22 protein-coding genes are annotated in these 18,926 nt (G+C 50.7%); 9 read left to right on the top strand and 13 right to left on the bottom strand.

Annotation, left to right across the window (positions count from 1 at the left end):
- Positions 1–109 precede the first annotated feature (109 nt).
- Entirely contained in the window at positions 110–592 is a 483-nt protein-coding gene (locus tag JUB14_RS17755; RefSeq protein ID WP_207507924.1) for a hypothetical protein, read from the top strand.
- A gap of 109 nt (positions 593–701) precedes the next feature.
- Here JUB14_RS17755 and JUB14_RS17760 read toward each other — a convergent pair whose 3' ends face one another.
- The 3 genes from JUB14_RS17760 to JUB14_RS17770 all read right to left on the bottom strand — a co-directional run bounded on the left by JUB14_RS17760 (position 702) and on the right by JUB14_RS17770 (position 3,970).
- Complete coding sequence (locus JUB14_RS17760) at positions 702–1,778, bottom strand: isoaspartyl peptidase/L-asparaginase family protein (RefSeq protein ID WP_207507926.1); 1,077 nt, start codon at positions 1,776–1,778, stop codon at positions 702–704.
- 147 nt (positions 1,779–1,925) lie between these two features.
- Positions 1,926–3,059, bottom strand: coding sequence for a glycosyltransferase family protein (locus JUB14_RS17765; protein ID WP_207507928.1), 1,134 nt, complete (start codon positions 3,057–3,059; stop codon positions 1,926–1,928).
- Between the two features lie 29 nt (positions 3,060–3,088).
- Positions 3,089–3,970: a UDP-2,3-diacylglucosamine diphosphatase gene (locus JUB14_RS17770; RefSeq protein WP_207507930.1), complete on the bottom strand. Its 882-nt coding sequence runs from the start codon at positions 3,968–3,970 to the stop codon at positions 3,089–3,091.
- A 250-nt stretch (positions 3,971–4,220) separates the two neighbouring features.
- On the opposite strand from JUB14_RS17770, the gene JUB14_RS17775 reads away from it, so the two are divergent.
- The 5 genes from JUB14_RS17775 to gatC all read left to right on the top strand — a co-directional run bounded on the left by JUB14_RS17775 (position 4,221) and on the right by gatC (position 6,315).
- Entirely contained in the window at positions 4,221–5,078 is an 858-nt protein-coding gene (locus JUB14_RS17775; protein ID WP_207507933.1) for an SPFH domain-containing protein, read from the top strand.
- 1 nt (position 5,079) lies between these two features.
- Positions 5,080–5,244: a type II toxin-antitoxin system antitoxin gene (locus JUB14_RS17780; protein ID WP_207507934.1), complete on the top strand. Its 165-nt coding sequence runs from the start codon at positions 5,080–5,082 to the stop codon at positions 5,242–5,244.
- A 100-nt stretch (positions 5,245–5,344) separates the two neighbouring features.
- Positions 5,345–5,635 carry a nucleotidyltransferase family protein gene (locus tag JUB14_RS17785; protein ID WP_207507936.1) on the top strand — a complete coding sequence of 97 codons (291 nt, stop codon included), beginning with the start codon at positions 5,345–5,347 and terminating at the stop codon, positions 5,633–5,635.
- Positions 5,628–5,960, top strand: a complete 333-nt coding sequence (locus tag JUB14_RS17790; RefSeq protein WP_207507939.1) for a HepT-like ribonuclease domain-containing protein — start codon at positions 5,628–5,630, stop codon at positions 5,958–5,960. Before JUB14_RS17785 ends, JUB14_RS17790 begins: the two co-directional genes overlap by 8 nt.
- A 67-nt stretch (positions 5,961–6,027) precedes the next feature.
- Positions 6,028–6,315 (top strand): Asp-tRNA(Asn)/Glu-tRNA(Gln) amidotransferase subunit GatC, encoded by a 288-nt coding sequence (gene gatC / locus JUB14_RS17795; protein WP_207507942.1) that lies wholly within the window; start codon positions 6,028–6,030, stop codon positions 6,313–6,315.
- 51 nt (positions 6,316–6,366) lie between these two features.
- Here the strand turns inward: gatC and JUB14_RS17800 are convergent, their stop codons facing one another.
- The 3 genes from JUB14_RS17800 to ruvX form a co-directional block, all read right to left on the bottom strand.
- Positions 6,367–7,161 (bottom strand): amidohydrolase, encoded by a 795-nt coding sequence (locus JUB14_RS17800; RefSeq protein ID WP_229367967.1) that lies wholly within the window; start codon positions 7,159–7,161, stop codon positions 6,367–6,369.
- Positions 7,162–7,235: 74 nt separating this feature from the next.
- The gene (gene def, locus JUB14_RS17805) at positions 7,236–7,814 is read right to left on the bottom strand and encodes a peptide deformylase (RefSeq protein ID WP_207507944.1); all 579 of its coding nucleotides are present in this window, start codon (positions 7,812–7,814) and stop codon (positions 7,236–7,238) included.
- Between the two features lie 53 nt (positions 7,815–7,867).
- Positions 7,868–8,281 carry a Holliday junction resolvase RuvX gene (gene ruvX, locus JUB14_RS17810; RefSeq protein WP_207507945.1) on the bottom strand — a complete coding sequence of 138 codons (414 nt, stop codon included), beginning with the start codon at positions 8,279–8,281 and terminating at the stop codon, positions 7,868–7,870.
- Between the two features lie 330 nt (positions 8,282–8,611).
- On the opposite strand from ruvX, the gene recJ reads away from it, so the two are divergent.
- Genes recJ through lptB form a run of 3 tightly spaced genes read left to right on the top strand, consistent with a single transcriptional unit; the run spans position 8,612 to position 11,611 of the window.
- Positions 8,612–10,321, top strand: a complete 1,710-nt coding sequence (recJ, locus tag JUB14_RS17815) for a single-stranded-DNA-specific exonuclease RecJ (RefSeq protein WP_207507947.1) — start codon at positions 8,612–8,614, stop codon at positions 10,319–10,321.
- A gap of 16 nt (positions 10,322–10,337) precedes the next feature.
- Complete coding sequence (locus tag JUB14_RS17820; RefSeq protein WP_207507949.1) at positions 10,338–10,883, top strand: GNAT family N-acetyltransferase; 546 nt, start codon at positions 10,338–10,340, stop codon at positions 10,881–10,883.
- On the top strand, positions 10,880–11,611 hold the full coding sequence (lptB, locus tag JUB14_RS17825; RefSeq protein WP_207507951.1) for an LPS export ABC transporter ATP-binding protein: 732 nt from the start codon (positions 10,880–10,882) through the stop codon (positions 11,609–11,611). The genes JUB14_RS17820 and lptB overlap by 4 nt, the downstream gene beginning before the upstream one ends.
- A 99-nt stretch (positions 11,612–11,710) precedes the next feature.
- Here lptB and JUB14_RS17830 read toward each other — a convergent pair whose 3' ends face one another.
- From JUB14_RS17830 to arsB, 7 genes are all read right to left on the bottom strand, one after another.
- Positions 11,711–11,872: a hypothetical protein gene (locus JUB14_RS17830; protein WP_207508133.1), complete on the bottom strand. Its 162-nt coding sequence runs from the start codon at positions 11,870–11,872 to the stop codon at positions 11,711–11,713.
- A gap of 81 nt (positions 11,873–11,953) precedes the next feature.
- On the bottom strand, positions 11,954–13,045 hold the full coding sequence (locus JUB14_RS17835) for a PepSY-associated TM helix domain-containing protein (protein ID WP_207507954.1): 1,092 nt from the start codon (positions 13,043–13,045) through the stop codon (positions 11,954–11,956).
- A complete protein-coding gene (locus JUB14_RS17840; protein WP_207507956.1) occupies positions 13,045–15,420 on the bottom strand; it encodes a TonB-dependent receptor in 2,376 nt (791 codons plus the stop codon). The genes JUB14_RS17835 and JUB14_RS17840 overlap by 1 nt, the downstream gene beginning before the upstream one ends.
- Positions 15,421–15,611: 191 nt before the next feature.
- Positions 15,612–16,319: a hypothetical protein gene (locus tag JUB14_RS17845; RefSeq protein WP_207507958.1), complete on the bottom strand. Its 708-nt coding sequence runs from the start codon at positions 16,317–16,319 to the stop codon at positions 15,612–15,614.
- 86 nt (positions 16,320–16,405) lie between these two features.
- A complete protein-coding gene (recO, locus tag JUB14_RS17850; RefSeq protein WP_207507960.1) occupies positions 16,406–17,104 on the bottom strand; it encodes a DNA repair protein RecO in 699 nt (232 codons plus the stop codon).
- Between the two features lie 84 nt (positions 17,105–17,188).
- Positions 17,189–17,800 (bottom strand): low molecular weight phosphatase family protein, encoded by a 612-nt coding sequence (locus tag JUB14_RS17855; RefSeq protein ID WP_207507962.1) that lies wholly within the window; start codon positions 17,798–17,800, stop codon positions 17,189–17,191.
- A 50-nt stretch (positions 17,801–17,850) separates the two neighbouring features.
- Complete coding sequence (gene arsB / locus JUB14_RS17860) at positions 17,851–18,924, bottom strand: ACR3 family arsenite efflux transporter (RefSeq protein WP_207507964.1); 1,074 nt, start codon at positions 18,922–18,924, stop codon at positions 17,851–17,853.
- Positions 18,925–18,926: the final 2 nt, after the last annotated feature.

Consider the following 18,926-nt stretch of genomic DNA (forward strand, 5'->3'; position numbering starts at 1 on the left):
GATCTACATATAGCTGACGTAACTGGGCCTGTGAGATACAGGCCACGGGTAGGAACATTACTAATCAATAGAATTAAGTATTAGAAAATCAGGATTTGTAAAAAATAGTATGCAAAGATTTATTTCGAGCGTGGCTCTCTTGTTGCTGCTGTGCGTCACCGCTTTCCGGTGCGAGCAGGAGGATTTTATCATAGACGCTCCGTATAGTTGTAGTAAAACCGGAGGTTTGGAAGGTACCTGGCGGCTACAGGCTTACCAGAACATCGACAGCCGCAAGCTGGAAGAAGACCCGGATCCAAGTGGCCGCGGCGTAGTGTTCACATTTAAGGAAGAAGGCGAAGCAGGTACTATCAAAGGGCATACCGTAGCCAATGAGGTTTTCGGAAGCTATCAGAAAGCCGACGCCTGTCAGCTCCTGAACGTTACTTTTGGTGGTACTAAAGTAGCCGAACCCACCTCCTGGAGTGCCAAAGCCTGGACCGCTATGAACAGCGCCACCGGGTATGAGATTTACACTTCGAAGGACCGAAAAGACCAGCTATCGATCTACTACAACAACCGCAGCGAGCGGATGATATTCAAGAGGCAGTAAAGGAGGAAGGGAGGAAAGGATAAAAGTGCCGAAAGGTATGACGGCTACTTGAAATTGATCATTGATCAACTCCTTTCCTCCGCAGCGGCGGCCGCCTCTTGTACCTTTCTTACCTTTCCTCCTTATAAATCAACACCTCAATAGTACCGTCTGCTTTGACGTAGCCTCGATACATCCCTTCAGAGTTGAACGGCATGGCAATATTACCCTGACGATCTAGCGCAATCAGGCCACCTTCACCACCTCGTTCTACCAGCTTTTTCATTACTACCTCGTCGGCCGCCTGCTGCACGCTTAAGCCTTTGTACTCCATCAGCGCTGACACGTCGTAGGCGACTACCGAGCGGATAAAGTACTCACCGTGACCGGTGGCCGATATGGCACAGGTAGTATTGTTGGCATAGGTACCCGCTCCGATTATGGGCGCATCGCCTACCCGGCCGTAGCGCTTGTTGGTCATCCCTCCGGTAGAGGTACCCGCCGCCAGGTTGCCATACTGGTCCAGCGCTACACAACCTACTGTACCAAATTTCTTTCCTTCCGTAAAGATGAGATTATCCTGAGGAGTTACAGCTCCGGTCTTAGAGCCTTTCTTAACCGCCTTCTTTTCTTTTTCAGTATGGTCCAGCTCTACCTTCTCTTCTTTGCGGGCACGCTCCAGCGCTTTATAGCGGGCTTCCGTATGGAAGTAAGAAGGCTCAACGATTTCCAGCCCTTGCTTTTCGGCGAATAGCTCCGCTCCTTTCCCCATCATCATCACGTGCGGGGAGCTTTCCATAACGGCAATAGCGGCCCTGATTGGGTTTTTAACGGTAGTGACGCTGGCTACGGCGCCGGCCATTAGATTTTTGCCATTCATAACGGCCGCATCCATTTCGTTTTTGCCTTCGCTGGTAAATACCGCTCCTTTACCCGCATTAAAAAGGGGGGAATCTTCCATGACCCGTACGGCCGCTTCGACGGCTTCCAGGCTGGTACCACCCTGCTTCAGGACCTGGTGTCCCTTCAGCAGTGCCATCGTGAGCGCCTCCTTATAGGCTTTCTCCCGTTCGGGCGTCATATTCTGGCGCGTAATAGTACCCGCGCCCCCGTGTATTACCAGCGTAATCTTGTCTTTATAATCCTGAGCGAAAATGGTAGGTGTCGTCATCAGAGCTAACAACGCACACAGCAGTAATTTTTTCATAGTTTAGGTAAATAGTTTTACCAAAGCTACATAAAAACAGGCAAAGCTGCTGACAAGAGAAAAGATGATAACTCTATAAAAAGAGCAGCTATAACAATCAGAAGACGTCGTTAAATATATACCTGTCGAGCAGGCAGTACCTCCTCCCTAGCCCCAAGCCAGTGTATCGGCGTAGACAGGAGAGGCGGGTTGGCTAAGCTGTACGACGGCTTCCAGTTCCTTCACAAAGAGGTAGCTGCCCTCCCGGTGCCACACCCTGAACTCCGCCTGTGGACTGCGGTAGTAGGGCAGGAAATCAGTGAGTACCGACAGGTCAAAGGTACGGGAGGTGGCTCCGGCACCGGATAGTAATCCATCTACAGCGTTACAGGCCTGTTCAAAATGCTTTGGTACGGGTACCATCAGCACGGGCTTGCCCAGGTACATCGCCTCGCATACCGACTCAAATCCCGCCGTAGTCACTACTGCGCGGCAACCCTCCATGAAGCGCAGATACTTGGGGCCATTGATCCGGTGGAAGGTCAGGGTATCGTCTACGACTTCCTCCTCGGCGGCATCCGCTTTATCCCAGAAGCAATGCAACCGTATCTCCGGATGCTCCCGGTGCCACGCCCGGATCTGACGGCTCAGGCTGTGGTGTGTCATGTACACAAGCATATAGTCGCCGCTGGCAGGTTGTAGTTGCTGTACTTCCCGTCGGAGCAGGGGCGGAACGATGGTAAGCGCGGGGTAAGTACTAGTCGGCATCGGGCGAAATGACAGAGCCAGCTTTTTTAGAGCGCCCAGAGCTGTAAGTCTTGTATTGAAGTTAACGATCCGGCGGTCCAGCCAGCTGTTTTTGGGGAAGTGGAACTGAGGGTGGAGTAAGAGGTACTGGTGCGCGATACATACCATAGGGATACCGGGGCGGTAGGTAGCGTTGTAGATGCCCCCCAGTACTTCGTAGAAGTTGACAAGTACTTCCGGCTTATACTGCTTTACCAGCTCGTGTATTTGCCGCAGACTTTGCGCATAGGTACCTGCGCGGGCGGTGTGCATACGTATGGTCTTTATGAGGTTGATGCAGCCTTTGCCGCTGTCATAGACCAGATTGGGGCTGGCAAAGGTATGAATGGGTGCCTTAATTTGTTCTACAAAGAACTCGGGCAGCACACGCCCCTCGGCAGTTCCCACCAATACGGCTACTACCTGGTGGCCTGCTTCCTGCACCATTTGCCTCAGGGCCAGCGCCTGGGTAAGGTGCCCCCGGCCTTCTCCCTGTACAAAAAACACGATCTTCATAGGCAGGGCATTAATGTTATACGTATTTCCTATCTAAAAAAACTTCGCACCGTGGGAGGTACTTCTCCTGCTTTGCTTGCCGTGAAAGCCGCTATGACTTCTTTACGACCAAAAAAGTTAGAGATGGACTTGTCCTCTTCTTCATCCTCCTCTTTATTCTCCACGGCTTCATTGTAGTACAGCAGGCTCCAGTTGCCCTCGAAGTCTTCCACCAGCGCGCTCATTGACTCTACCCAGTCACCGGAGTTGAGGTACATGATATCGTCTTCCATCTCCCGGATTACCGGCTGGTGAATATGGCCGCAGATAATACCATCGCAGTGGCGGGAGCGGGCCAGCTCTGTCAATTTCTCTTCAAAGTCGGACACATAGTTTACCGCCATCTTAACCCGCTGCTTGATCCGTTGCGAAAGCGAGAAGTAGGGCTTACCCTGCCAGGCCCGGTAGCTATTATAGAACTTGTTGAGCCAGAGCAGGAAAGTATATCCCACGTCGCCCAGGTAAGCCAGCCATTTGAAGTGCGTCGTTACCGAGTCAAATACATCGCCGTGGGTAATGTAGTAGCGACGATTGCCGGACTTAAGTATGTAGTCCTTCCGGATCTGGAATTTCTTTCCGAATCGGATGGGGATGATCTGATCCAGAAAATCATCGTGGTTGCCCCGCAGATACACCACCTTCGTACCATGATCGTCCATCATCTTAAGGACAGCTTTGAAAAAACCCGTATGTTTCCGCTTCCAGGTACCGTACTTCTTCAACTGCCAACCGTCAATAATATCTCCGTTCAGGATCAACCTTTTGCAGGAATAGTATTTGAGAAAGTGGGTAGCTTCTTTCGCTTTCGAACCATTCGTTCCCAGATGCACGTCTGAGATAACAATGGTCCGGAAATGAGTCTTTTCTTTCATAGTACAAATAAGCAGATTTACTATTACCTGCTTGTTACTTAGACATTATGTAGAGTTTAAAAATGGGACAAAAATTTGGCTAAATAGTAATAAACCCATCATTTATTTAATCAGGAGTGGTATCTGCGGGTACCGTTCTTCCCGGCGGGGTACCATTCATCCGACCTAGGCGATTGACAGTCCGAAATCAGTAGATTCCTGATCTTAAACCTTCTATCATTGTGATATCATTATACTATCACTTACGACGATGAACGAAAAAGAACTACGCTCGCTTTCCGGCTATGTGCTCTTTGCCATAGGCCTCCTGATGCTGCTCGGTGGAATTCCTCTCATAGTACTATTCGGGCAGTTATCCTCTGGTATCCCACTTATCATTATCGGTATTATTATCCTGATTGGGCTTTCAGTGATTAATCCCAACGAGGCCATTGTGACCACCTTCTTCGGTGACTACATGGGTACTATGCGGCAAAATGGATTGCGCTGGGTGAATCCTCTGTTTCGCCGGCGGAAGATCAGCCTGCGGGCCCGTAACCTTAACGGTCAGAAGCTAAAAGTAAACGATAAACTGGGGAATCCTATCGAGATAGCCGCCGTAGTAGTATGGCGCGTAGGCGATACGGCCAAAGCTTCTTTTGAAGTAGATGACTATGTACGATTTGTCGAAATTCAATCAGAAGCCGCTGTACGCCATCTGGCGGGTGCTTACGCGTATGATATTATGGACGAGGATCAGATTGAGGAAGTAACCCTGCGCGATAGCACCGGCAAAATCAACGCGATGCTGGAAGGTGAGCTTACTGAGCGCCTCAGCCGGGCCGGTATTGATGTACTGGAAGCCCGAATCAGTCACCTGGCTTATGCGCCCGAAATAGCCGGCGCCATGTTGCAGCGTCAGCAGGCCTCGGCCGTAGTGGCCGCCCGCCGACAGATTGTAGACGGAGCCGTAGGCATGGTAGATATGGCTCTGGCACAGCTTTCCGAAAAAGGTATAGTACACCTGGACGAGGAGCGGAAGGCCGCAATGGTCAGCAACCTGCTGGTAGTACTATGTAGTGATAAAGCGGCGGCCCCTATCGTGAACGCCGGTACCCTGTACCCCTGATATGTCCGAGAAGAAAGCCTTTGTACTACGTGTAAGTCCGGAGATGCTTAAAGAGCTGGAACGATGGGCGCAGGAAGATTTCCGGAGCGTCAACGGGCAGATTGAGTTCCTGCTGAGCGAAGCGCTGAAAAAGCGCAAACGCCCGGACAGAAAGGGTAAGGAATGAGATTTGTATTAACCAGTATACCCGCCTAGACAAACGTTTAGGCGGGTATACTGGTTGTATTAACAACAAGCGCTAAGCCTATTATTCGTAACTTTATAAAATGAGGCAGCTATCAGATATCAAAGGAAAGCTGGAACAGCTAAAGCCAGAGTTAGCTCAGCGATTTCATGTCCGGACTATTGGCCTATTTGGCTCTGTAGTCCGGGATGACTTTACTGCCGCAAGCGATGTAGATATACTTGTTGAGTTTAGTAAGCCCGTTGGTGTAGAGTTTATAGACCTAGCTGATTACATAGAGCAGCAGCTTCAAAAGAAGGTAGATCTTGTTTCCAGAAACGGCATCAAGGATAAATATTTTAAAGCTATTGAAAAGGAGATAATCTATGTCTAAGAGAGATCCGGTACTACTCGTAGGGGATATTCTCGAAAGTGCTCATAAAATTCTGGCTTATACTGAAGGTATGAGCTACGAGCAGTTTATTGATGATAGTAAAACCGTTGATGCGGTAGTACGTAACTTTGAAATTATCGGGGAAGCTGCAAATAGACTACCTGAGGAATTTAAAAATAGGTACCCTTATATTGAATGGATAAGAATCCGGGGGTTTAGAAATCGTATTGTTCATGATTATTTTGGAATTGACTACTCCATTGTCTGGCAAATCAAGGAAACCTTGTTGCCGCCCCTCATTCAACAGCTAAATCAGATTACATAAAAAGGTAAAGTACTGTACACTCCTTATTACCTCTTATCTTTGCAGTTAATAAACTGACTACCCCAAGATGAAAATAGATCGTGAAACCTTACAGAAGATAGCTCACCTGGCGCGGCTGGAAGTGAAGCCCGAGGAGGAGGAAGCCCTGCTGGCCAGCATGGAAAACGTGCTGACATGGATGGAACAGCTCAACGAACTGGATACGCAGGGAGTAGAGCCGCTGACGCACGTGACGGGTGAAGTCAACAACTGGCGTGAGGATTCAGGACTGAACCGCCTGACGCGGGAGCAAGCCCTCGCTAATGCCCCCAGTCAGGATGGTACCTATATAAAAGTACCTAAGGTAATAGAGTAATAACCCAATAAGGATATAGCTGACAGCCTGCCCGGTAATCTAGGCGGGCTGTTATAGTTTTATATCAAACTGATCGGCATCCAGATAGGCCGGAAACTTCTCCCGGTAGGTTAGCAGGGGCGACTTCTCAATCTTTACCACTTTTGCTGCCTCCGCATCGCCTAAGTCCGTAATAGGCTCACCCAGGAAGTCGATCATCTGGGTACCTCCGATATGTTCTACACCGTTTCCGTCGGCTCCTACTCTATTCACCCCGGCTACGTAGCATTGATTCTCGATAGCGCGGGCGTGTAGTAGCGTCTGCCAGGCGTAGGCCCGGCGGGCCGGCCAGTTGGCTACGTACAGCAACAGATCGTACGGCTCTTGCTGGCTATTACGGCTCCACACCGGAAAACGCAGATCGTAGCACACCAGCGGACAGATCCGCCAGCCCTTCCACTCTACCACCAGCCGCTGGGTACCGGCCGTGTAGGTATCGTGCTCCTGCCCCATCCGGAACAGATGCCGCTTATCATATACCTCATAGGTACCTTCGGGGCGCACACACAGCAGGCGGTTATAGTACTTGCCATCTTCCTTCACGGCAAAGCTTCCTACTACCAAGGCTTTGGTCTTGGCAGCCATTTGCTTCATCCAGCGCGTGGTAGTTACGTTCATGGCCTCGGCTACTTTGGAGGCATTCATCGAAAAGCCGGTGCTAAACATTTCGGGCAGCACCACGACATCGGCTGGCTCGGGCAGGACCGCAATCTGCTCTTCCAGCATTGCCAGGTTGGCGATGGTATCCTCCCAGTATAGGTTGGCTTGCAGTAAGGCTACAGCTAGTTGTTCGATAGGTTCAGGCATAAGCTCAGTAGTAATATCTATTACAAAAAGAACCCCAGGCAGAGCCATCTGCCTGGGGAACGTGATCAGGTATATTATCGGCGGTTGGGGAAGCGCATCCGGTAGTCTACGTCTACGTTTCCTTTCGCTATATCGTTAAGCTTCTTCTTGAGCAACTGCTTTTTCAGGGCAGGCATGTAGTCTGTGAAGAGTTTGCCCTGTAGGTGGTCGTACTCGTGCTGGATAATACGGGCCGCCGTACCGTCATACTCCTCCACGTGCTCATTCCAGTCAAGATCGCGGTAGCGGATCTTCAGGCGCTCGGGGCGGTACACATCGCCACGGATACCGGGTATACTCAGACAGCCCTCTTCAAAAGGCCACTCGTCACCGTCTTCTTCCAGGATTTCAGGATTGATGAATACCTTCTTGAAGCCTTCCAGAGAGGCATCTTTATCCTCCTCGTCTTCTCCTTCGTTAAAGGGAGTACCATCTACTACAAATATCCGGATATTGAGCCCGATTTGCGGAGCGGCCAGCCCTACGCCCGAGGCCGAGTACATGGTTTCGTACATATCCTCCGACAGTTTTTTCAGATCCACTTCTTCTTTTTCAATCGGGCGGGTTACTTTACGCAGAATGGGGTCTCCGTAGGCTACTATGGGGTAAATCATTGTAATGAGGTATTAGTAATTAGCTCTTAGTTGGTTAGTTTGTTTATTTGCCCCTATCGCTGACTCTCCATATAGGATTGTAGTATGATGGTAGCGCTGATCTTATCAATGTTGCCTTTCTCACGGCGGTCACTCTTCTTACTCCCACTGGCAATCATGGATTGCAGCGCCATGGAAGAAGTAAAGCGCTCATCATGCGTATAAACGGGAATATCCGGAAAGGTGTTCCTCAACCGTTTGATAAAAGCCTCTACCAGAGGGGTATTGTTGGTAGCGGTATTGTCAAGTCGCCGCGGCATCCCCACTATAAATGCCTCTACCGGCTCCTGCTGAGTGTACTTCTTGAGGAAATCCAGCAAGTCATGTGTGCGTACCGTGTCAAGGGCCGTAGCGATAATCTGCAGCGGGTCCGTAACGGCTATTCCGGTACGTTTGGCACCATAGTCAATGGCGAGAAGTCGGGCCATGCGGCTGAGTTAAAAATGGTTAAATTCCTGCAAAGATAAAATCTTTATCGAAGCTTTCCCGCTGGTATTCCGCATCTTGAATACGGTACTTGTTATTTATGATACTACCTTTCATGAAGATCACCCCTACACAGTACCTTCCTGCGACAGAAGGACGTGAACGATTAGCGTACCTAAATCGTTGCGGATATATCTAAAATCCGCAATCTGAGGCGAAGCTAGTAGGTACTATAAGAGCTAGTTATTACAATCAGTCAGAGCATATGATTATCTGCCGGTAACTTTATACTTTTAAACTAAGAGATAGGCAATTCCCCTATCTTTGTATTTATGAATGAAAAACGTTGGATAGTACGATCCGAGCTTACCCCTGAGCAAGTGCAGACTGCCCATGACCTGGCGCAATCGATCAGCATAAATCCTTTCTTGTCCACGCTACTGGTTCAGCGGGGCATTACTGATTTTGATTCGGCCAGGGACTTCTTCCGACCGGAGCTTTCGCACCTGCACGACCCTTTCCTGATGCAGGATATGGATCTGGCCGTGGAGCGACTCTGTGAGGCTATGGCCAACGGGGAGAAGATACTGGTGTATGGCGACTACGATGTGGATGGTACTACCTCGGTAGCTCTATTCTACGGTTTTCTCAGAAAGATATACGACAAACTCGACTACTATATACCCGACCGCTACGCCGAAGGCTATGGCGTATCGTGGCAGGGCATTGACTGGGCGGAGGAGAACGGCTTTACGCTGATCGTGACGCTCGACTGCGGCATCAAGTCCATTGATAAAGTGACGGAGGCCAAAAATCGCGGCATTGACTTTATTATCTGCGACCACCACCGCCCTGGCTCTGAGATACCTCCGGCCGTAGCTGTACTGGACCCCAAGCGTGAAGACTGCCTGTACCCCTACAAAGAATTAACGGGCTGCGGGGTAGGCTTTAAGCTGTTACAGGCCTTCTGCCTGCAGAATGGGCAGGAACTGGACATGCTATACGAGTACCTCGACCTGGTGGTCGTAAGTATAGCCGCCGATATTGTACCCATCACGGGTGAAAACCGCGTGCTGGCCTACTACGGGCTGCAACGGCTCAACTCTAATCCCTGTACAGGCGTTAAGGCGCTTATACAGATAGCAGGTTTCACAACTGAACTGGACATTACCAAGGTAGTATTCGGGCTGGGACCACGTATCAATGCCGCTGGCCGTATCAAGCATGCCAAAGAGGCTGTACGTCTGTTGCTTTGTGATGATGAGGACGAAGCCACTTCTTTTGCTTTTGAAATCAACAAGCACAATACCGAACGCCGCACCTTCGACACCAGCATTACCGAAGAGGCGCTGACTATGATCCAGCAGGATGGGTGGCTGTCGCAGGCGAAGAGTACAGTACTCTTCAAGCAGGACTGGCATAAGGGCGTTGTAGGTATCGTGGCTAGCCGCTGCATCGAGCATTTCCATAGACCTACTATTATACTTACCCACTCCAACGGCAAAGCCACCGGTTCGGCTCGCTCGGTACCCGGCTTTGATGTATACGAGGCCATCGAGGAGTGCTCCGAGCTACTCGAGCAGTTTGGAGGTCATACCTTCGCAGCGGGACTTACGCTGCCCGTTGAAAATGTGGACGCCTTCCGGCTGAAGTTCGAAGAGATAGTGACTAGCCGTATTCAGCCCGAGCAGCTGATTCCTATGATTGATATTGATCTGGAGCTGGAGCTGAAAGATATCAACTGGAAGTTTTACAACGTGCTGCGCCAAATGGCTCCTTTTGGCCCGGGCAACATGCTGCCGGTATTCGTTTCACATAATGTACACGTTGCCGGACGTCCTACCATCATGAAGAGCAAGCATATCAAGTTCGATGTGTACCAGGGAGATTCCCCAGCCTTTACGGCGATTGGCTTCAGTATGGCACACCTGTACCCCGACCTCATGAGCGGCAAGCCTTTCTCAATATGCTATCAGCTGGAGGAAAATAACTTCCGCGGCAACAAATCGTTACAGATATGTCTGAAAGACGTGAAGTTCTGACGACAAAGGAGTAAGCATGCAAGTACAAACCCATACCGCAATACGAATAGAAAAAATTAGCACCGGGGAGGCCGATCTTCTTTCAGCCCTTTGTCTGCGCATATACCCCCAGTTTTACCTGTACCTCTGGTACGATCAGGGGGAATGGTACCAGCGCACCCGCTACAACGCGGAGCAGCTGGCTGCCGAACTTTCTGACTCGGCTTCTGAGTATTACTGGATCTATCAGCAAGATGCTCCCGTAGGCTATATCAAGATAAATCTGCAGGGAAAACCTGCTGAAACAACCGTACTCTCTGACAACGGAATGGAGCTGGAACGGATCTATCTGCTGAAAGAAGCCACCGGCACTGGCCTGGGTAGTCAGGTTATGGACTGGGTAGCTAACCGGGCTACCGAACTGCAACGCGATTATATTTACCTGTATACCATGGATAGCAGTCAGGCTATTCAATTTTATGAGAAGAACGGCTACCGCAAGGAGGGCACGAAGCAGCTCCCCTTCGAACGGATGAAGCCTGAGTACCGGGGCATGTACCTGATGATAAAAGACCAACTATGATCCTTAGGACTGAAAACCTGATAAAAAAATACGGCTCACGCCTTGTCAATGACCAGGTAAGCTACTCCGTGGAGCAGGGCGAGATCGTAGGACTACTGGGACCCAATGGTGCCGGTAAAACTACCTCCTTCTACATGGCTGTAGGACTGGTGAAGCCTAATAGCGGTAAGGTATACCTGGATGATATTGATATTACGAACCTGCCCATGTACAGACGTGCGCGGCTGGGACTAGGGTACCTGGCTCAGGAGGCATCGATATTCCGGCAGTTGACGGTGGAGGAAAATATCATGGCGGTACTGGAAATGACCAATCTTTCTAAAGCTGACCGTAAAGAGAAGGTAGAGGCCCTGCTGGACGAGTTTAGTCTGCACCACGTACGCAAAAACAAAGGTATGGTACTATCGGGTGGTGAGCGCCGCCGTACCGAGATTGCCCGCGCCCTGGCGGTAGACCCTAAGTTTATACTCCTTGACGAGCCTTTCGCCGGTGTAGACCCCATTGCGGTTGAAGATATTCAAAGTATTGTTGCCAAGCTGAAGCACCGTAACATCGGCATCCTTATCACCGACCACAACGTAAACGAAACCCTCTCCATCACCGACCGGGCCTATCTGCTTTTTGAAGGAAAGATACTAAAACAAGGCTCCGCCGAAGAGCTGGCCGCCGACGAGCAAGTGCGCCGCGTGTACCTGGGGCAGCATTTTGAGCTGAAGCGGAAGATATAAGGGAGTAATTAATTGTGATAGATCGTAAGCCAAAAGCGGGAGACCTGATAATCAGGTCTCCCGCTTTTGTAAATATCTTAAATAAAGGTACTGAAGCTCTTACTCGTCCTTCTTAGGGCACTTTTTGCAGTACTTTCCTTTTTTCTTATAGTTCTTACAGCACTTCTTCAGCGCACAACACTCATTCTCTACCAGCGACAACGTCCAGGGCTTTTGATCCCCTACGCTGGCTACCACATCAGAAGTTTGGAAGTAGTTCATGGTTAACAGGATAATTATACTACAAAAGTAATCTTATTTAGAATGAGTCCAAATGATTTACGTCATTTATTTTGAATCTTTCTAAACAACCTGCGCGGCAGGTACTTTTTTACCAATTTCCTTACGTACCATTCCTTTTGAAGAACGGCGTTTCCAGAACCAGATCAGGAAGCCGCTAACAGGTAGTACCAGCGCCATCAGCCCGGTACAGAAGGCTAATACCTTCCCGCCCAGGCCCCATATACGGCCGGTATGGATCTCAAAGTCTGACTTCCAGAACCGGTCCCAGCCCGACTGCTCTGTGTAACGCTTCGCCACCAGCAACTCACCTGAGTACTGATCAAAGCCGAAGTTGCTTTCTTTACGGAAGCTGTTGGTCTCATAGCGGATCATGATGCGGAACAGGTCCGTACTATCCTTGGCCGGAATAACCCGAATACTCTCGTAGGGCTCCCCTTTCCACACCGTATGCAGTGCCGCATCAGCCAGCCGCTCGGGATGCTCAACCGGACGTACTACTGATTTTACCTCATCTTTAGTGGCTTTGTGAGATGCAATGCTCAGGCCCGTAATAGCCATCAGGAGTAGCAGGGGTACGGCGTACATACCACCTACGGAATGGATCTTGTAGTTGTAGACTTTCTTGTTGCCGCAGTTCCGGATGGTGAAGTACTTAGACCATTGGTTCAGCTTACGGGGTGCCCACAATACCAGTCCCGTTACCAGCATCACAATGAATACCCACGTATTCCAGTAAATAATCTTCTTGCCTACGTCGCCCAGGAGCAGCGTCCGGTGCAGACTCAGAATGGTTGACATCACATCATCTTCCGTACTACGTACAGAAATCACTTGAGCATTGTATGGATTCAGCGTAATGAGCTGCTTATCCTTGGTATACACATTAACCGCCTTCTCAGGATTGCCAAAGAAGCGGATCTGATTGACCTTACCCCCTTCCAGCTTTTCCAGTGAGGAAATAATCTGCTCCACCGTAGCCCGGGGCGCATTCACCTGCGGTTCCACGAATAAGATCTCCCGCTGGGTAGCATACCGGATCTCCTCCTCAAAGGCCCAGATACAGCCCGTCAGGGCTACTACCACCATGAGACTTCCCGATAGGAGTCCCAGCCAGAGATGTACCGGAGCAACAAGCTTTCTAAGGCGTTTCATCAGAATTTATAGGATAAGGTTAGCATACCTCTTCTGCCGGGTGCCTTGATATAGTCAGCATCGCGGGCTGCCCACTGCGATATGGTAGGATAATAGTCAGTATTCAGCAGGTTCTCTACACCCAGCGATAGCGTTGTACTGGGGTTGAAGCTGTACGAACCGTTGAAGTTTACCAATGTGAAGCTCTCTACCGGACCACGGCCGTAGGTATACAGACCATTGTTACCGGGTTGAAAACGATTGCGACTGCCGGAAATTAGTGTATTAACATTCAGCACGAGAGCCGGCAGCGGCTGTACCCGTACGTACACCGTAGTTTTGGGAGCCATGATACGGTCACCACCCAAATAGGTATCGTATAAGCCATCGTTGTTGCTGTCGGTCTGGCCTTCCACAAAGCTATACGAGCCTCCCAGCGTCAGGTACCTCGTGGGTGATACATCGGCTGATACTTCATAGCCCCATATCTTTTCGGGAGCCCGCACAATCTCGAATGTACCACTAGCCTGCTGGCGGTAAGAAGCCCCCAGCTCAGAGAAGCTCTGGTAGTAGGCTACATCATAATGGAAAATGCTGGAGATAGTACCCGATACCCCTGCCTCGTAGTTGTTGACAATCACCGGTTCTGTCTTTAGATCGCCAATGATGCTCGTTTGGGCTGTACGAAGAATACGTCCCAGCTCATTGATCGAGAAAGCCTGTGAAAAGCTTACGAAGGGTTGAAAAGCTTCGGTACCCGAGTAGCGCAGACCTACATTACCAACGAAGGCATTGTAGTCCAGTTCACCACCGCCTACCGCAATACCTCCTTCATAGATCTGCTTAGCGTTATTGTAGGTCCGGACGGTGGAGAAGTCAGACACGTCCACCCGAATGTTTTCAAAACGGGCACCGGCTTTCAGGATCAGGTTGCGGAAAAAGTCCAGTTTCAGCTGTGCGTAGGGCGCCAGGTTGGTCATGTTCATATTAGGCGTCCAGAAGCGGCCGTCCTGTAACTTCTGGGCCGTCTGGTCATTGAGCAGGTCGGCTCCGTACAGCAGCTCCCCGTCAATGTTGTTGGTGAGCTTCAGGGGAGTGTTCAGATTCAGCCGCAACCCTTTCTTGTCCGACACGATATTAGACTGCCCACCTCCTTCAAAGTACTGTGCTTCATAACCATATACAGTCCGGAAGCTCTGCGCATAAGCGACTACTTCCAGTCCGGTACCTCCTGCGATCTGGTCGTAGCTATACCGAAGCGTAGCGTTGTGGTTGTAAGGGGTGCCCTGTGGTGTACCGGGTATGGCATCTGAAGTACGCACTCCGATGGTAGGCTCCTGCCCGTACTTACCCAGTTGCTCTACATACTGCAGGTCCGACTTGGCCGCAAAGTAGTTGTACATCGCCTCCACACGCTGCTTGCTGGAGATGGAGTACCCGATCTTACCCAGCACGTTGTAGTTGTTCATTTCACCCGTGTTATAGAAGGGCGAGATAGCTACCCCATTGGCATCGCGCATAAGGCCGCTGCGCTCGTAGGTCCCGTTGAATACGTAGTCGAACTTATTGCTGCGCCCGGTAAACTGCTGGCTTAGCCGGTAGCCCATTGTTTCGCTGTTGTTATCGGTCAGCCCGCTGGTGAGGCCCACCCAGGTCTGCCCGCTCAGTGGCTCATTGCTGTCGGGACGTTTGGTGATGTAGTTGATGATACCTCCGTCGGCACCGTTGCCGTAGATGGAAGTAGCCCCTTTGATGACTTCGATGCGCTCTATAGCCGAAGGATCAATGGTACGCAGGTCGCGCCCGCCGTTACGAAGTGGAGTTGACTGCGGCACCCCATCGATCAGTACCAGTACCTGGCGGCCCCGCAGGGTCTGGCCGGTGTTGGAGCTACGGCCGGTTGCTATCGCCAGGCCCGGTACGGTGTACTGCAGTACATTGGTGATGTCGGCGTTCATGGCTACCTGCTCCTGGATCTGGCGACGGCCCACAATGGTCATGGCCGAGGGTACTTCTTTCACACTTTCGGGCTTGCGACTAGCCGTTACGACTACCTCACTCAGCTGCTCGATAGTAGAAGGCATTGCTATTTCTACGGTGCTGGCTTGTCCGCTGCTTACCCGTACGCTCTTCTCTACCGCTCCATACCCTACCGCGGATAGTACCAGTGTATAGGTCCCAGCTTCCAGATTATTCAGCACAAACTCACCGGTTTCGCTGGTTACGGTTCCTGCTTTACTCCTCTTCAGTGATACTGTGGCCGGATATATAGGTTGACCGTCTGTAGAGGTTATGGTTCCTCTGATACTTCCCTGCGCCGACTGGGCAAAGGATTGAGGTACCAGAGCTATAGTTAATAAGAGAAGTGAGCTTAGTAGGTAGGTATACACTTTCATTTATCAATCAGATAATTAGACTAATTAAAAATAATTATACAAACCTAAGGCCTCCCCTTTTTCATCGCAAGAAAAACTTCAATTTATTTTGAATAATTCTAAATAGCATTCATCCAGAAGCCAAACGATGCAAAAAAAGCCCGGAACGTGTCCGGGCTTTCAATTCTAAATATATAGTATCGTCTACTACACTACTTGCTGTCAATCTTTTCCCACACCTCATGGATGGGCGCTCCGGCACTACTCTTTCCTGAATGGTCCCAACGGCCGTCTTTCAGGTCCCAGTCGAAGCTTAGCTTGGCTCCCACCCGATTATTGTCACGCGAGAAAAACAGGATATTCTCTGTATACTTTCCATTCTTGACCTCGTAGGTACCTCCACCCGTTCCGTAAAACCCTTTAACCGCCGGATCTATAGCCGCCCACTGGAAGCGGGTACCCGACAGGATTTTCAAGGTTTTGCGCGTGCCGGTCTGGTGTATTTTGGACATTCCTCCCTGATCATTGGCCCGCTCGGTGATGTGCCAGGTACCGGCCATAGGTACATTTTTCGCGTCATCTACTATGGTATACACCCAGGCTTCCTTACCCCGCAGCGTCAGTATACTATCCTTACGTTCGATGGTATATACAATAGGTACTCCAATGGCGGCCGTATCGGTGGTATTGAACTCGGGGGTATAGGTCATCTGATTCCCGCTCATGGTGAAGGGGCCTCCCTCGGTCCGGTCAAAGTACTTATTGAGCGGATTGTAGGAGGCGCTCATGAGGTAGTTGTCAGCTATGATGAGCGTGACGGTACTGTTGTTCTGGGCCAGCGCCTTCCAGGCGCCTTTGATGGATTGGGCAGGGGCCGTAAGTCCCAGCGTAGCTAGTAGAATGGTCAATAGGTGCTTCATGATCTATGAGTGTTTTGAAATACGTGCATCTTTCAGAACTAAAGAACCATTCCACACACAGGTTGTTTGCCTGTTCATCAACAAGCCTACCTGAGCACCTCCCGCAGTACCTCCATGGATCGTACCTCCCCCAGCGTATCCATGTGTATTTTGTAGAAGAAAACGATCATTTCCAGCAGGGAAGCGCGGCGCGGACGATCCAGTGGTACCGGCGTACCGTAGGGAGCTACCAGTAGGGTCATAAGCGCCTCGCGCTGGTCCTCGTCGGGGCGGTGCGGGTACAGGTTGCCGGCTAATTCGGTTTCCAGTTCTCTGACTGATTCAAACCCAAAGCCCAGGAAGAAGGCCAGCTGCAACAGGAACTGAATGTGGAAGTTCTCGTAGCCCCGATCGGCTTCGTCCAGGTACAGGATCGACTCTTCCAGAAACTGAAACAGGAGCTCGTTATTTTCCTCTTCGCGCAGCGTCTTGCCCAGGATCTCCGTCACGAACAGCGCCAGGCTGGACTTGATCACATCGAAGGGCAGGCTGCGAAAAGGTACCCGCGGCTTGAGCTCCGATATACGATACAGGCTGTTTTCGGCCTTGTCTTTATGGTACACGACCAGGTCCAGTAGGGTCAGGGGCTGAAACAGGGCAATGCGGTTGGACTTGGACCGGCTGCTCCTGACGCCATTCACGATATAGCTCTGAATCCCGAAGGCTTCGGTATAGATCTTCGCGATGATGGAAGTCTCCCGGTAACGTATGTAGCTCAGGGCAATGCCTCGGGTTTTGTGCAGCATAAATAGCTAGTTGGTCAGGTACAAAAATAGTAAATCCTCCCGCAAGTGGGAGGATTTACAGGCACGCGTTTCATGGCTAACAGACTATTTCTTCACCCCGGCAAAGACGTACATCATCTCGGTCGCGATCTGTCGGCAGCGCTCATCGTAGGTTGCCGCTTCGGCCGGTGTATCGTCTGCCTCTTTGGGGTCGGTATAGGTAATAGACAAACGGCGCTCTGCTCCCGGAATAAAGGGGCAGTTCTCCTCGGCGTGGCTGCACGTCATGATGGCCGCAAAGCCTGTGGTTGGATTAGGCTCCTGATCGTATACCTTAGAGAAAGCCACCACCGGCGGTAAGGCCTCATCGTAGGCAAGGTGGTACACCGGGTTATCGCCTTCGGTGGTTTGGGCTACCTCCATACCGGCCCGCTTAAAGGCAGCAATAGTACGCGGATTACAGGTGGTAGTTTCGGTCCCCCCCGAAAAAGTAGATACGTCGGGTACATCGTAATGCACCGCTGCTACCTGCGCCCATACCTGCCCCAGATGGCTACGGCGGGAGTTGTGGGTACATATAAATGTCAGCCGTACCGGCTCCTGTTTTTCTATTTTCTCCTGGATATAACCAGTGAGTTGATCCAGGGCAGCGCGACGCTCCGACGGTATGCTGTTCAGGTCAAGTTGGTCGAGGTAGCTTTGAATAGCGGAGTACATGGTGGAATGTATGAGTTTATGAGTTGAAGGTTTGTGAGTCAGTTATGTACCTAAGCGGCTACCTGCTCCGGGCTCTGCTTCATCTTCTTCTGTTGCTTTAAGGCAAAGTTGACCATCAGGATCAGAACGGGTACTTCGATGAGTGGCCCGACTACGGCCGCGAAGGCAGCACCCGAATCAATACCAAACACGGCGATAGCTACCGCGATGCCCAGCTCGAAGTTATTACCGGCCGCCGTAAAGGCCAGTGAAGTAGACTTACCGTAATCGGCTCCTGCTTTCTTGGAAAGATAAAAAGCCGAGAAGAACATAATGGCAAAGTAAAAGGTGAGCGGTATGGCAATACGTACTACATCCATCGGAATCTCCACGATGGTCTGCCCTTTAAGACTGAACATGACTACTATCGTAAACAGCAGGGCGATAAGGGTAATAGGGTTTATCTTAGGCAGGTATACCTGCTCGTACCAGATACGGCCTTTGAGGGAGGTAAGGGTATAGCGGGAAACTAGGCCCAGCAGAAAAGGCACCCCCAGGTACAGGAACACGCTTTCGGCCACTTCACCAATTGTAATATCGACCTCATAACCCGTCAGGCCAAAGAGCGGCGGCAGTACCGTAATAAAGATCCAGGCGTAGACTGAATAGAATAGTACCTGAAAGATACTGTTGAAGGCCACTAGTCCGGCGGCGTAGAGGCGGTCACCATTGGCCAGGTCGTTCCAGACGATAACCATCGCGATACAGCGGGCTATCCCAATCAGGATCAGGCCGGTCATGTACTCAGGCTGATCGGGCAGGAAAATCACCGCCAGCCCGAACATCAGCAGCGGACCGATGATCCAGTTCTGCAGCAGCGAAAGACCCAGGATCTTGGTGTTACTGAATACCTTCGGCAGCTCCTCGTAGCGCACTTTGGCCAAAGGGGGGTACATCATCAGGATGAGCCCAAGTGCCAGGGGTACATTTACCGACTGGCGCTCGGTACTACCAAAGTTAAAGCTGTTGATAACTCCTTCGGCCTGTGGAAAGAAGTAGCCAACACCTACTCCAACCGCCATCGCCAGGAATATCCAGAGCGTCAGGAAGCGGTCAAGAAAGGAAAGCTGTTTGGGGGATTGCATGG

It is taken from the genome of Telluribacter humicola, assembly GCF_017355935.1.
GTDB lineage: Bacteria > Bacteroidota > Bacteroidia > Cytophagales > Spirosomataceae > Telluribacter > Telluribacter humicola.

What these genes read in the sequence shown, in the direction of transcription:
- JUB14_RS17755 (WP_207507924.1), top strand. Translation starts at nt 110, where the DNA reads ATGCAAAGATTTATTTCGAGCGTGGCTCTCTTGTTGCTGCTGTGCGTC.
- JUB14_RS17760 (WP_207507926.1), bottom strand. Translation starts at nt 1,778, where the DNA reads ATGAAAAAATTACTGCTGTGTGCGTTGTTAGCTCTGATGACGACACCT.
- JUB14_RS17765 (WP_207507928.1), bottom strand. Translation starts at nt 3,059, where the DNA reads ATGAAGATCGTGTTTTTTGTACAGGGAGAAGGCCGGGGGCACCTTACC.
- JUB14_RS17770 (WP_207507930.1), bottom strand. Translation starts at nt 3,970, where the DNA reads ATGAAAGAAAAGACTCATTTCCGGACCATTGTTATCTCAGACGTGCAT.
- JUB14_RS17775 (WP_207507933.1), top strand. Translation starts at nt 4,221, where the DNA reads ATGAACGAAAAAGAACTACGCTCGCTTTCCGGCTATGTGCTCTTTGCC.
- JUB14_RS17780 (WP_207507934.1), top strand. Translation starts at nt 5,080, where the DNA reads ATGTCCGAGAAGAAAGCCTTTGTACTACGTGTAAGTCCGGAGATGCTT.
- JUB14_RS17785 (WP_207507936.1), top strand. Translation starts at nt 5,345, where the DNA reads ATGAGGCAGCTATCAGATATCAAAGGAAAGCTGGAACAGCTAAAGCCA.
- JUB14_RS17790 (WP_207507939.1), top strand. Translation starts at nt 5,628, where the DNA reads ATGTCTAAGAGAGATCCGGTACTACTCGTAGGGGATATTCTCGAAAGT.
- gatC (WP_207507942.1), top strand. Translation starts at nt 6,028, where the DNA reads ATGAAAATAGATCGTGAAACCTTACAGAAGATAGCTCACCTGGCGCGG.
- JUB14_RS17800 (WP_229367967.1), bottom strand. Translation starts at nt 7,161, where the DNA reads ATGCCTGAACCTATCGAACAACTAGCTGTAGCCTTACTGCAAGCCAAC.
- def (WP_207507944.1), bottom strand. Translation starts at nt 7,814, where the DNA reads ATGATTTACCCCATAGTAGCCTACGGAGACCCCATTCTGCGTAAAGTA.
- ruvX (WP_207507945.1), bottom strand. Translation starts at nt 8,281, where the DNA reads ATGGCCCGACTTCTCGCCATTGACTATGGTGCCAAACGTACCGGAATA.
- recJ (WP_207507947.1), top strand. Translation starts at nt 8,612, where the DNA reads ATGAATGAAAAACGTTGGATAGTACGATCCGAGCTTACCCCTGAGCAA.
- JUB14_RS17820 (WP_207507949.1), top strand. Translation starts at nt 10,338, where the DNA reads ATGCAAGTACAAACCCATACCGCAATACGAATAGAAAAAATTAGCACC.
- lptB (WP_207507951.1), top strand. Translation starts at nt 10,880, where the DNA reads ATGATCCTTAGGACTGAAAACCTGATAAAAAAATACGGCTCACGCCTT.
- JUB14_RS17830 (WP_207508133.1), bottom strand. Translation starts at nt 11,872, where the DNA reads ATGAACTACTTCCAAACTTCTGATGTGGTAGCCAGCGTAGGGGATCAA.
- JUB14_RS17835 (WP_207507954.1), bottom strand. Translation starts at nt 13,045, where the DNA reads ATGAAACGCCTTAGAAAGCTTGTTGCTCCGGTACATCTCTGGCTGGGA.
- JUB14_RS17840 (WP_207507956.1), bottom strand. Translation starts at nt 15,420, where the DNA reads ATGAAAGTGTATACCTACCTACTAAGCTCACTTCTCTTATTAACTATA.
- JUB14_RS17845 (WP_207507958.1), bottom strand. Translation starts at nt 16,319, where the DNA reads ATGAAGCACCTATTGACCATTCTACTAGCTACGCTGGGACTTACGGCC.
- recO (WP_207507960.1), bottom strand. Translation starts at nt 17,104, where the DNA reads ATGCTGCACAAAACCCGAGGCATTGCCCTGAGCTACATACGTTACCGG.
- JUB14_RS17855 (WP_207507962.1), bottom strand. Translation starts at nt 17,800, where the DNA reads ATGTACTCCGCTATTCAAAGCTACCTCGACCAACTTGACCTGAACAGC.
- arsB (WP_207507964.1), bottom strand. Translation starts at nt 18,924, where the DNA reads ATGCAATCCCCCAAACAGCTTTCCTTTCTTGACCGCTTCCTGACGCTC.